At 37.8% G+C, this 12,023-nt stretch carries 11 protein-coding genes and 2 pseudogenes; 4 read left to right on the plus strand and 9 right to left on the minus strand.

The features are described 5' to 3' along the window. Together BN3769_RS15270 and BN3769_RS09510 are read left to right on the plus strand one after the other, a co-directional pair. Positions 1-113 (plus strand): annotated as a pseudogene (locus BN3769_RS15270) (addiction module antidote protein); the annotation flags it as partial. A gap of 298 nt (positions 114-411) precedes the next feature. After that, a complete protein-coding gene (locus BN3769_RS09510; RefSeq protein ID WP_068469952.1) occupies positions 412-1,077 on the plus strand; it encodes a hypothetical protein in 666 nt (221 codons plus the stop codon). A 100-nt stretch (positions 1,078-1,177) separates the two neighbouring features. On the opposite strand, the gene BN3769_RS09515 is transcribed toward BN3769_RS09510, so the two are convergent. The 9 genes from BN3769_RS09515 to BN3769_RS09555 form a co-directional block, all read right to left on the minus strand. Further along, complete coding sequence (locus BN3769_RS09515; protein ID WP_228840671.1) at positions 1,178-2,731, minus strand: terminase large subunit; 1,554 nt, start codon at positions 2,729-2,731, stop codon at positions 1,178-1,180. Further along, complete coding sequence (locus BN3769_RS09520) at positions 2,715-3,152, minus strand: terminase small subunit (RefSeq protein WP_068469954.1); 438 nt, start codon at positions 3,150-3,152, stop codon at positions 2,715-2,717. Before BN3769_RS09520 ends, BN3769_RS09515 begins: the two co-directional genes overlap by 17 nt. Before the next feature lie 14 nt (positions 3,153-3,166). Further along, positions 3,167-3,490 carry a hypothetical protein gene (locus BN3769_RS09525; protein WP_068469956.1) on the minus strand — a complete coding sequence of 108 codons (324 nt, stop codon included), beginning with the start codon at positions 3,488-3,490 and terminating at the stop codon, positions 3,167-3,169. Between the two features lie 35 nt (positions 3,491-3,525). Continuing rightward, on the minus strand, positions 3,526-5,565 hold the full coding sequence (locus BN3769_RS09530) for a DNA polymerase (protein WP_068469958.1): 2,040 nt from the start codon (positions 5,563-5,565) through the stop codon (positions 3,526-3,528). 375 nt (positions 5,566-5,940) lie between these two features. Continuing rightward, a complete protein-coding gene (locus tag BN3769_RS09535; RefSeq protein WP_068469960.1) occupies positions 5,941-7,740 on the minus strand; it encodes a phage NrS-1 polymerase family protein in 1,800 nt (599 codons plus the stop codon). 44 nt (positions 7,741-7,784) lie between these two features. Beyond that, complete coding sequence (locus BN3769_RS09540) at positions 7,785-8,165, minus strand: helix-turn-helix transcriptional regulator (protein ID WP_068469961.1); 381 nt, start codon at positions 8,163-8,165, stop codon at positions 7,785-7,787. A 292-nt stretch (positions 8,166-8,457) separates the two neighbouring features. Continuing rightward, complete coding sequence (locus BN3769_RS09545) at positions 8,458-9,384, minus strand: hypothetical protein (protein WP_068469963.1); 927 nt, start codon at positions 9,382-9,384, stop codon at positions 8,458-8,460. Continuing rightward, positions 9,381-9,743, minus strand: a complete 363-nt coding sequence (locus BN3769_RS09550; protein ID WP_068469965.1) for a hypothetical protein — start codon at positions 9,741-9,743, stop codon at positions 9,381-9,383. The genes BN3769_RS09545 and BN3769_RS09550 overlap by 4 nt, the downstream gene beginning before the upstream one ends. Then, entirely contained in the window at positions 9,736-10,590 is an 855-nt protein-coding gene (locus BN3769_RS09555; RefSeq protein ID WP_068469967.1) for a ParA family protein, read from the minus strand. Before BN3769_RS09555 ends, BN3769_RS09550 begins: the two co-directional genes overlap by 8 nt. A 176-nt stretch (positions 10,591-10,766) precedes the next feature. Between BN3769_RS09555 and BN3769_RS09560 the strand changes: the two genes are divergently transcribed. Then, on the plus strand, positions 10,767-11,771 hold the full coding sequence (locus BN3769_RS09560) for a tyrosine-type recombinase/integrase (RefSeq protein ID WP_079989510.1): 1,005 nt from the start codon (positions 10,767-10,769) through the stop codon (positions 11,769-11,771). Positions 11,772-11,842: 71 nt separating this feature from the next. Then, positions 11,843-12,023: pseudogene (locus BN3769_RS15055) on the plus strand (type II toxin-antitoxin system RelE/ParE family toxin); the annotation flags it as partial.

Genomic DNA, 12,023 nt, shown 5'->3' on the forward strand with positions numbered 1-12,023 from the left:
GCAGAGAAAGCCTATACAAAAGTTTAACCAAAGAATCTAAGCCCAGATTCTCAACAATTATGCTAGCTTTAAAAGCTTGTGGTTTTGGAATTGGAATTCATCCAAACAATTAGCTTTTCTTATAGAAGTTCCTCCCATTTAACTAAGGCGTGATGCGCATTGAAGATAATGTGCATAAGTAAATAAAAGCCATCCTAATGGTTGTATACAAGGAAATTTATTTCCTTGTGCAAATTTAAATATTTCATTTTAATATGCTTCCCTCAAAAGGTGATATATGTTGGATCCTAAAAATTTAGGTTTGCTTTTGTTGATTAACGGTGTTTTTACTTTTCCTATTACGACAGGAATCTTTCAATTTTTTAGAGTAGCAGGACGGGAAATCGATCTTAAAAATAAGGGGAAAATGCGATGGGTTGTCTTTATAAGTTTAATGGTTTTCAGCGTTTGGTTTTATCTAGTGTTCTCTGCGCTTTTCCGTTGGCAGTTATAACACCACCGCATATCTATGGACAAATTGATTTTAATGATGTCAATTTTGGTGTGCGAATACAAAAGCTTATTGATAAAGCTTGGAAATATTACGAAAAATCCGATAGCGAAAGTCTGTTAGATGTTATATTAGATATCAAAACAGAAGTTGAAAGTTATACCAAAACCGAAATCGACATAGAAAAAGAAGTTGATAAGATAGAATCTGAGCTAAAAAAGAAAGGAGGAAAACCTCCTAAAGGGATATTCAAACAATTCAAAAAATTTATTAAAAAGAAAGATAAGAAAAAACACGCACGTGCTATGCATATGGAAACTTATTTTTATGAAGAGCCTAATATAGGCTTTAATGAATATGAAGCCTTGCATTTAGCCGCAATCGCTAAAAAACATGATGAAGATAAAGACGAAAAAGAAATCCCTTTAAAATTCGTTCTTGGTGTCTCTTTGATATTAGGTGGTGCTTTTGTTATGTTTGCTACACCTGTTTGCCCTTTATTAGGTTATACTGGAGAAGCGTTGATAACAACAGGTTTTGGTATGTTACTTGACCAGGGTATAGATATCTACCAGAAGGACTATTAGAGCAAACAACCAAAAATGTTATTATTCCGTGACAGCCTAAAGAATAGAGTCTTTAATCGATGGGCATAAGGCTCACCGAATTAAAATTTATCTATTAATCTCAAAAATAACCACTAGCTCCCCATTGAAAGGGATGATGTATATCTTGGTATGGATGTAAGAATTTATTAGCAGCTGCTATGGACTGCCGGCATTCTTCATCCTCTTCGGCTCTTGACTTAGCATGGCGTAAGCTTTGAGCTAAATAGCGGAAAGCATCAGCCCCATCTGAAGCAAAATTATGGACAGGCTTATCGCTCCAACAACCATGCCGCTCATTCCAGACTTTCTTATAATTATCAAGCGACCGAATCCCTTTTTCGCATTTAACTTCGTCAAACCAGCATCGGCCAAGTACATTCCTAACAGCATCAATACCCTCTTGCACGGATAATTTAGGTAAGGCTGTGAAGGTAATTCCGTGATTAGCCGCTATTCTCACACGAGTTAAACCGCTACCATATTCCGTATTTTTAGCGTCATGGGGAACGAAAAACTTATCAATGCTATAAGGCTTGTCTTTTAATACTTTAAGGTAGTGTGTAAGAGGCTCCCCACTATTCTCATAATAATCAATTATTCTTACCTCTTGGCCTGAAACTTGATAAAACCATATGGCGGTCGAATCGTTGAATCCCAAATCCATGGCCACAAAGACGGGCAGCGTCTCATCATGAGGGACTCTACATATTCGCTTTTCCGTACGGGCTTTCAGCATATACTTTCCGTAATATAGGCCTTCAATAGAAGCTTGAAAAGACTCTTCTGGAGTCGAGGGATACTCTCGCTTCATATCGTCATGCTGCGTTTGATATTTCTTGCAATACCAGACTTTTTGAGAGGGCGTTAGATTTATCCCATATATGTCTTGAAGGTCCTTGAAATATTCATCCAGATCAACGGGAATATCAATGTGTTCAGCCAAACGATAGCTAGGATGCTTCCACCAAGGAAAAAAGAAGAAACGATAATCGAGAGAGGTTAATTTATTGCCTGCTGCCTGCATGACCTGTGCTTCCTTGCACAAATCATAAAAATAGCCTTCACGGCCTTCGGCTGTAGATTCAATAAAAACATACTGACCAGCTTCAAGCGTATTTAGTGAGCCTGTGACTATCTCGCGGGCTTTATCCGGGTACTTAGCGCATATCTTGCCAAACTCGCTTATATGAAGGTATTGGAAAGTAGAGGAACGAAGCGACGTACCGACCCTTAAACTGCTTCCATTAGAGAATTGTAACATTTGGGCCGTGTCCGTATTTGCCTGGCGTAAAGCTTTTAATTCTTCTGGCAGACAATCATAAGCAAACTTCACACGCCTAAAAAGCTGCTGTGAATCTTCCAGAGTGTGAGCAATAATCCCGGCCGAAACATTGCTATTAAACAAACAGCGATCGAGAAATAGAAGACATACATAGGTACTTATACCAAGCTGCCGAGCCTTCAAGATAAGATTACAATACCACATATCCCGATAAAGCTCTTCTTGAGCCCAATTCATGCGAAACTTTACTTGGCGCCCCTGTTTATCTACTATGTCGTAAAGATTATTCAAACGCCATTTGGGATTAGCAAGGAACAGCTGGGCCGTCTGTATATCACTCTGCTTCGCCATCTACTAAATCCTTTGATTGTCCATCAATACTATTCAAAACAAAAGCTAGAGGATTGCTGGCATCTCCAGATATTTTAGACTCTTGCTTATCTGCCCAACCATGGCAATTCATTAGAGCAAACTTTGACATTCCAGTATTGAAAGTCTCCATCATTGCGCCCTTGAATATTCTACTCTCTTGTATACCTTTAGCGAGCTTATAAGCACCGTTAAACTTTTTATTCTCTTTTGCCCATTCAGCCATGAAATCGGGATCAATGTCTCGTTCTAAGCAAAAGTCTTTCAACCAAAAGTTAGATTCTTTTTTCATCCAAATAATAAGCTCATCTGCAAAACGCTCAATATCTTCCTTAGAGTATCGACGTGGCCGGCCTCCAGTTTCACAACCAGGATAAGGCGGATGATTTTTAGGCGCTGGCATATGACACCTCTATTTTATCTACTTGAAACCAAGCATTTTGTTTTTCCATCAGCTTCTTTAACACCGCGTTCTAAAACCCCTCGGTAATGCTCAGCAAGCGCTATAATCATATCTGCATTCCAAAAGTCGGGATGTACGGGATCAAATCCGCTCTCACCCGTTCTTCTTTCCATTTTGTTGTTAATGAGCTTTGGAATCATTCGCGATTCTAATAAAACTTGAATACACAGAGGAGCATATCTTTTTCCTACTTCATACAAGGCTATTTGAGATTTTATACATTCCTGAGAAGCTTTGCTCAATTCTCCAAGTAGATCTAAAAACTCATTATCATTCATATATCACCTATTATAAACCACTGATCTTATTTAAGTTATTTCGTTTCTGCCCACGTCTTCCCAAGCTTTGCTTCAACAAGCCCTTTCATGTATGGTCCCGCATTTGGGAACACGTCAAGAAAAGCATGTTCCATAGCTTCCTTAGCGTTTTCAGCATATATATGTGCCTTATCCTCTCGAACCTCTAAAAGTATCTCATCATGAATCACATTTACAAGCCTGCAATCATCACAAATTAAAGATGCTAAACGCCTAATTGCATGTAGCGTTATTTCAGCAGCGGCGCCCTGAATAGGTAAGTTTAAAGCTGCGTTATAACGATATCCAAGCCTCTCTCGACTAAAATCACGCTCTCTTCCACACGGCGTTTTAATCTTCTGGGTAATTTCTACAAGTTTTCCGGTAGATATTTGCCACTTACGCAGACCCTTATATGTATTAAAAAGGCCTTCCCTATGCTTTTGCGCTTCTTCCTCTGCCATATCTACGCTGTATTGTCTTTTGGCATAGATAGATAAACCTTTCGCTCCTTGGCCATAAAGGAGACCAAAGATCACGGCTTTAGCAAGCTGCCTGTGAGATTTTCCAACTTGTTCTCTAGGAATTTTAAGAATAGACGCCGCAGTATTCGTATGAACATCACCGCCCTCTTGGTAAATACGTAATAATTCTTTATCCTGGGTAATAAATGCGGCTACACGAAGCTCTTGTTGACTATAATCGAGCCCAATCAAACAATAACCATCTTGAGCACAAAAGAGATCGCGAAAATCATCGCGCGGCATGTTTTGCATATTTGGATTATAGCTAGACATGCGTCCTGTTGCTGTCATCCCCAAAGAAAAAGAGCCATATAAACGATTCGAGGAAACATCAATGAATTTATAAAGACTATCACCAAAAGCGCTTAACCGTTTAGTCACATGCCTATACTCAACAATCTTTGGGATAACGGCATGCGTATGCGCATTAAGTTTAAAGGTCGGTGTACTTGTGCTAAGTGCCCCGCTACCTGTTTTTGTCCAGGCTTCTAAATCAGTTTCTTTTAGCACATCCCGCAGCCATTCGCCCATTTGTTTACTGCTATTAATATTTAACTCTCGCCCTATCACGTCAAAAATATCGGCTTCTAGACGTTCACTTTCTTCACGCCAAGTCAGCATTAAAGCTTTATGTTTTTGAATGTCAAAACCAATTCCCGAGAGCTCCATTTTAGCTACGGAATATTGAGCATCGCGCAAAATTTGATAAGGTCTTGTAAGTCCTTTTTTAGTTAAAAGGGCTCTTTGAATCTCAAACAATTTAAAAGTCAAAACAGCATCTAAAGCGGCATACTCTAATTGTTCCTGAGTAAGATTTTCTTGCGACCAATCGGAAGTTTGTTGTTCTTTTGAGATGTCTAAACCTAATAGCTCTTTGGCTAAGTCCTTTAATCCAGCTGATCGACTAAGCCCTAAATCCTCTTTTAATTCGCGCCTATCGCCATTAAGTATACGATCTGCAAGAAGGGTACATCCTAGCTTCTTGGGATATGCCCCTTTATGAAGCAGATGCTTAAGCTCAAAGAGCGCATTATGTGCAATCATGGGACATTCCCAAATATCCTTACCCAAACAATCTAAACCACCTAATTTCAGAAGATCAAACACGTAGACATTAGTTTTCCCATCAAAAATCTGTATTGTTCTAATAGCAGATTTACGAGGCTCTAATCCCGCTTGTTTATCACCCTTAAACTCTGGCAAACCATATGTTTCAATGTCTAAACCTAAAGTCGGCGAGTGAGATAAAAGATGAGACAAGCTATGAGACAGCCTTTGAGGATTACAAATATAAAATAACTCAATCCCCAAATCTTTCAAGGAAGCACAAACTTTATTTGTAGTCTCAAGAATAGGCTCCTTAGTCTCAATTGTAGTCTCAATTGTAGTCTCTAGGGGAGTCTCAGGAAACATATGTAGTTGATTATCAACAACAAAAGGATTATTAAGAGTAAGTGTGCGTCTAATCTTTTGCTCATTAACTAGGACTTTTTCAGCCGCAGCAACCAATAAATCAGCGTATTCAGTGCTCATAAGATGTCTTTTTTTCCTGTTTGATACTTAAAACAATAAAAAATGAGACTAATTCGTGAAAAAATGAGACTAAGTTGTGAGACTGGTGCCTCCAGGAGCTTTGTGAGCTTTGCAAAGCAATAAACACAATTTCTTGAATATGAATAACTTAAAGCACATAGTCTCAACATAGTCTCACGCGGAAAATTTAAAACGATAAAATAATTCGCTAGAAGTCTCATTATTAGTCTCATTATTAGTCTCATTAATCATCTCGCCATTACTCTGAAAGTCTCACGATTAGTCTCACGGTTTAGTCTCATTTTGCTTCTCAGAAGAGTCTCTTAGTCTCACTATATTATTTTATTATATAGTGAGACTTGAGACTTCTGCCGATTAAAATTGTGTGTTCTGTTCTGAATTGTCTTTTGATTCCGTGAGCTTTTTCTTATATCGATAATATGTTGCACGACCAATTTCCAATTCGTGCCATATATCGTTATCCTTTAGTCCAAGTTTTATTAGCTCTTTGATTTGATCGAGAATGGCTGATTCTAATTCTTTATGTGCCCAAAATAAGATACCATTTTTATCTTCTACGTTAATTTCTAACGGGCGAACTTGCTTTCCACTAATACCTCTTGTTTTCTCAAAGTGAAGTTCGAAGCGTGCTCCTTGTTCAGGCATATAGTCTTTAGGTCGTCTCAGATTAATCACGACATCCAGAATATCCTCGCGTTTAGAACTTCCTCTTTGTGCGCCTCCTTTACCAGTATGATGAATCAAAATAATTGTCTTTCCTGCTCGACGTTGTGCAAGCATCCATTTCTGCATAGGCAGCCAGGCTTGTGCTTCATTTTCTGGCTGGCAAGTCAAGGTACTAAGATTGTCTATAATGATAACGTCTGCTTTTTCTACATATGGTTGAAGAAGAGCTTGGCCTTCCGCTGTATCTAAATACGGAATTCCCAATTCTTGTTGATCGGATGCAATTAATTGAAAATAATCATCATTCGGAGGTGTCTTATCTTTATTTCGTTTAACTATATTGGCTAACCGTTCTTGTAATGCGATTGCTGGCATTTCGCCGTCAATATAAAGTACCCGCCTTGGTTTATCTGTCTTCCAGCCGAGGAATTCTGCTCCGGATGCCATCGAATACGCTACATTCAAAGCAAATAGCGTTTTACCGATGCCTCGCCAAGCGTGAATCATAATTGTATTTTGCTCTCTACACCAAGAGAATATAAATGGCTTTTCTGGAATGGGTGTTATCAGAAATTGTCCTAAGCCAACCGCCTTTAATAAAGGCTTTTGTGGCTGATAAAAGGCTTTAAGATCATTTATAGCTTTTTCAATTGTTTGCTCCGCATAGTCTTGTCGATCCCATTTGTCAGGATTTTTACCTTTTCTGTTTGTGTATAGTTTTGATTGTTTAATAAGGTGGAAGATTTGATCTTTATTTTGTGTGAAGTACGCAAGCATTTTGCATAAATGAAAGTCAGCTTTGGAGGCGTCGTTGTTGAAGTCTGAAATATCGCCTTCATCATAAAGCTTCTTAAATTTAGCAGCTTCCTGTGTTGTCCTACATAGTGATAATACTTCGCTATCTTTGATAGAAGGACTGATTTGCTTAATTGTTTGTAGCGAAGATTTTTCTTTGAAATGTTCCTTGTAAAACTTATCTAGAAATTCTTGGGCTGTTTTAATTTCGGCGTGGCCTGGCAGAATATTTCCTGTCACAGTAATAAATTTATTGTGATCATAAATTTCGATCTGTCCCTTTTTACACAATTGGCCGGGTTTATTGCCTTTAATAAACACATGCAGGCCATTTCCGGAAATGCTGCGCTCGCAATAGGAGGTACTTCCTTTATAGATGTCTTCCGCCCAGTCAAATATTTGATCCTCTTTGCATACGTGATCTAAATCAATGCAAGTCAGCTCTATCTCTTTATTTAAAGCTATAGCTGGCGCAAATTGCCCAGGATTGTTTTCAATAAAGCTTCGCACATGAGCTAGGGTCCCCCATGTGGTAGGATCATTACTTTTTGCGTTTGTGTTGGTATGTGGGTTGATAGGACGCTTGTTGTCGGCAATATCGGATATTACCCAAATAGCTTTTGATATTAATGGCGCAAAAGCCTTTTCAATATTGTCAAAATCAATTTTTTCTGTTAAATTAAGGCTATTCATTAGGACGTTCCAGTTAAGGGCCATGCGTCAACATGGCCTAGTTCTTACGATTCCAATCTATTACTAAAATCCACTAAAGATACGTCCACAAGCGCTTTCCACTTGCAGATCTCCTCTATTTTGCTCTCTAGATAATCTAGACGCCCATTTATATTATTTAGATGTGGAATATTAGATTCTTCTGGAAGGTCTTGGTATTGATAATGTGTTCTAAGCCAATTAAGAACATCTCCTTTTAAATAGCGAACACATGTTTTTGAAATATGAAAATGCGGAGGCGCTTGTTTGGCTGTCCGCATACGAGAAAGCGCACTTTGGCTTTTAAATATTCTAGGAAGGATACATATCAAATCTGCGTCGGAAACAATCTCAGGTAATTGTTTATCAATAGTTTGTAAGAAAAGGTCTAATGTTTTTACATTCATGAAAACTTCCTTCTTGTTAAAAGGAAGCCGAAAAAGAAACTAGATAGTTGCGTAGTTTCTCTGTCTCTTTCTTATAAAATATAAGATAAAGATGACAAAAATTTACGCAACTAAGTATGGTGAGGTTAATGTATGGTAACCTTACCATTAAGACACGCGAGGGCCGGCCAGGGCTTATCGCGTGTTCTAGTTTTAAGCCAAATTCGGCTTCAATAGATTCCCCACCTTCATAATGCCTTTTTTAATAATAATCAAGACTCTTTATGCAAAATTTTTGTTTAGTTGCAACGAGTTACAAAACATCCTCTTTATTATGCGGGAAGTAAGCTATTGAATAGCCTTGAAGAACTTTTGGTGTAAGCTCAAACTCTAAACCCATTATCTTACTTGCAAGTTTCAAGTTTCGGATCACTTGTGTACGATGGATTCTATTGCCTTGATCTGTTACAAACACATAGTCGTTGTTGTTTTTACTAAACATTTCAATCAAGTTTGTCAGAGATATAGGCATTTTTGTTTTTTTATCTTTGAACTCAATCTTTCCTGGATATATTTGGGTTTTTCTTAGATCTAGAACCTCTTCTAAAGTCTTTCCAGAAAACAGCATTACGGCAACTATAATGGCATCTCTTTCATTTAATTTTATGAGAGTATCTAAAAGCAAGCAGGAGTCTATATCTTTAGTTAAAGCTCGTTCTGCTATGCTAGACAGCATATGTATAATTTCGCACGCTGTAGGGTTTTTGTGTGGCGTTCCTTGAGGATCATAATTTAATGAAAAAGCATAAAAGGATTTTAAACAGGTCTTACGAGATTGTTTTGTTGCAGGAGCCCAATTTTGAAGTGCATTTATTTTCTTACTAGCCTGATCGTACCAATTTAGTGTTAAATCGGTTAAAGCTGCATAGGGATTAATAATGTCGGCTTCAATTAGTTTAAGCATACCATTAAGGTAATTGTATTTTGTCACACGTGTAAGTTCTGCATTAAAAACGGCGTCGCGCCATGAAATAATAGCATCCCAAATCGTATAGTTGATCTTTTTAAATGCATCCTTGAATTGTTCGGATAATTTGTTTTTATGCGCTTTTTTTTCAATAACATCTAAATCATTTTCCTGAGATATTTCCTTTGTAAATGCTTTCCATTTTTCAGATAGCGTAAGCTCTGGTTTTTTTTGAAATTTCAGATTTGCTAGTCTTTCAAATAAATCCGTCATTTTTTTAACTTCTCTAAAACAAAATTCTTAATTGCTATCTCACTTCCTAAGTGTGATAGATCCGTATTGCTTTCTTCAATGGCGGCAATTAAGGCTCTAATAAGTTCAGCTCTACTTACGGCTGCTTTTGTATTTAAACGAATATTTGAAGCCAGCTGGTCTAGCCAGTGAATTTGTTTATCGAGCAATACAACAGTTATTTTGCTCCATTCTTCTTTGTGTTCTATTGGTCTGCCACGGGCTTGCTTTACAGTTGAAACATCTTGCAGAGGTATATCAATCTTTTGCGCCTTAGCAGAAGGCTCTATCACAGGTTTTTCTTGCTGGCTTGGCTTTCCTATTGAGAAGATATCATCCACTTTTTTTCCTAGTCTTGACGGAGCGCTTTGGCTTTGTGTTTGATGTGGCTTGTTCGCTTTTTTGTTTTTCTTGCCCATTATTGCCTTTACCTTTTGTTCTTTGAATGATTTCTTTTGCTAATGCTTGATAAGCTTCTGCGCCAGTAGAGCTCCAGTCATATTGAAAGATTGTTTTGCCAAAAGAGGGCGCTTCTGCCAGCTTGATATTTGTTTTAATCTCTGTCTTAAACACAGCATTTTGAAATTGTTTTCTTATGATGTCTGATATTTCGGTGGTGACTTTAGCTCTTTGATCAACCATAGTTAATAGAATGCCTAGCAGCTCGCCTTTTGCTCCTATCCCTGCTTTTACCCGCTCAATAGAATCTAACAGATTAACTAAGCCCTCTAGTGCAAGATAATGAGGCATAACGGGCACAAGGTAGTGATCGCAAGCCACTAAAGCATTGACAGGTAGTAAAGACATAGTAGGAGGACAATCTAGAATAATTGTGTCGAATTTAGGAATTATGGATTTAATTCCATCCTTAATTCTTTCCGTCCTTTTTTCATGGTTAGCTAGATTTATGTCAAAATTAGCGAGAGCCATAGAACCAGTGACTAGATGCAAATTAGGTATATTTGTGTCTCTAATGACTTCCTCTATTGGTAAGTCGTCAATTAATACCTCAGCAATTGAAGGCGTCAGTTCTTGCCTTCCCACACCAAGAGATAAAGAAGCCGAGCCTTGGCTATCTAGGTCGATAAGCAAAACCTTTTGATTCTGCATACTAAGTGCGTGGCTTAGATTGACTGCGGATGTTGTTTTCCCAACGCCACCTTTGCTTTGAATACAGGCAATAATCATGTGAACCTTAAAGCTTTATTTTTGGAATTAATTCCATCCTTAAATACATAAATCCTTCAATCCTTACGGATGTAATTCTTGACGTAAAGCCTTCTTTCCATCCATAATGCAGACTAGTTTATAATGCTACTTATAATATAGTCTCTGATTTTCTGCCATAAATAAGGAATTCCATCATGACTATTATCCATCAAGACGTCATTCCATCAGGATATAAGGAATTAATTCCATCCTTAAATCCTTCCACCTTTACATACGCACAAGTTAAACATCTTCGAGAAGAGGCTATTTGGAATAACCTTGATAGAGTGAACCTTTCTCAAGCCTTAAGCGCTTGGTATGATTCAATGAGTAGTTTGACAGCGCTAAATTATCAATCTGGAATGCGCAAGCTTGTTGAATTTGGATTTCTTAACCCTTTCATGTCTTTACAGCAATTTTCCCAGTTGAACCATAACGCTATTATTGATCGCATCAAGAAAGATAAATCTATTCAATGGTCTGAATGTTCACGACAAGCAAGAGCCGCTGCCTTTATTTCTTTTACCTCTTATCTTTGTCGGCAAACCGATGGCCTTATCAAAAAAGCACTACCTAATAGAGAAGAAGCGAATAAGACTTTTAAGCGAGTGCATAAGCATGTAGTTACCGAAGCTATGACCCAAGCTCAATGGTTACGGTTTTTCGAAGCGCTGGACAAAATTAATAGTCGGGATTGTCTTTTAGCTAAAATTGCCTTGCAGGGAGGAAAAAGGATAGGAGAAGTTTTATCCTTAACAGTCGATAAGATTGATTGGAATACTAATCAAATAACATTCAAGCAGCTTAAGACAAGGGGAGCTATAGAAGAGACAATTATAACTTATCCTCCCTCTGTGATGAATGCGCTAAAGATCTATATAAGTGATCGGCAAGGATTGGTTTTTATCACACGAACGGGTAAACCTATTCCTCTTTGCCAATTGGCTTCAACTTTTGAAAAAGCAGGAAAGGCCGCAAATATTCCTTTTAAAGTTACTCCTCACGTTCTTAGAGCCTCGACAGTAACCTATTTAAAGCAGCAAGGCTTTAGTGACAGCGATATTCAAAAGGTGACCGGTCACGCATCAAGCGAGATGATTAACGCTTATGACAAGTCTTCTCGTGCAGATAATGCAAGCAAGAAAGTTAGCTTGGTATAAAGCTAGTAAAAATCAAATAAATTTACAAAAAGTATCTGATTGGATACAATTAAATTAGAACGAGTAACTAAATGTACGAAATTAAAATTTACAAAACAGCTAATGGAAAAGAACCTTATACTGAGTGGATAAAAGACTTAGATAGATTGGTTAGATCTAAGATTAATGCAAGAATCGCTAGGATTCGAGACTCTGGAAATTTTGGTGATTGCAAGCATTTTGATAGAATTATTGAACTTAGAATAGATTTGT

Origin of the sequence: Candidatus Protochlamydia phocaeensis, assembly GCF_001545115.1 — a bacterium.
Lineage (GTDB): Bacteria > Chlamydiota > Chlamydiia > Chlamydiales > Parachlamydiaceae > Protochlamydia_A > Protochlamydia_A phocaeensis.

Coding starts and splice junctions, on each gene's coding strand:
- BN3769_RS09510 (WP_068469952.1), top strand. CDS start 412: ATGGGTTGTCTTTATAAGTTTAATGGTTTTCAGCGTTTGGTTTTATCT.
- BN3769_RS09515 (WP_228840671.1), bottom strand. CDS start 2,731: ATGGCGAAGCAGAGTGATATACAGACGGCCCAGCTGTTCCTTGCTAAT.
- BN3769_RS09520 (WP_068469954.1), bottom strand. CDS start 3,152: ATGCCAGCGCCTAAAAATCATCCGCCTTATCCTGGTTGTGAAACTGGA.
- BN3769_RS09525 (WP_068469956.1), bottom strand. CDS start 3,490: ATGAATGATAATGAGTTTTTAGATCTACTTGGAGAATTGAGCAAAGCT.
- BN3769_RS09530 (WP_068469958.1), bottom strand. CDS start 5,565: ATGAGCACTGAATACGCTGATTTATTGGTTGCTGCGGCTGAAAAAGTC.
- BN3769_RS09535 (WP_068469960.1), bottom strand. CDS start 7,740: ATGAATAGCCTTAATTTAACAGAAAAAATTGATTTTGACAATATTGAA.
- BN3769_RS09540 (WP_068469961.1), bottom strand. CDS start 8,165: ATGAATGTAAAAACATTAGACCTTTTCTTACAAACTATTGATAAACAA.
- BN3769_RS09545 (WP_068469963.1), bottom strand. CDS start 9,384: ATGACGGATTTATTTGAAAGACTAGCAAATCTGAAATTTCAAAAAAAA.
- BN3769_RS09555 (WP_068469967.1), bottom strand. CDS start 10,590: ATGATTATTGCCTGTATTCAAAGCAAAGGTGGCGTTGGGAAAACAACA.
- BN3769_RS09560 (WP_079989510.1), top strand. CDS start 10,767: ATGACTATTATCCATCAAGACGTCATTCCATCAGGATATAAGGAATTA.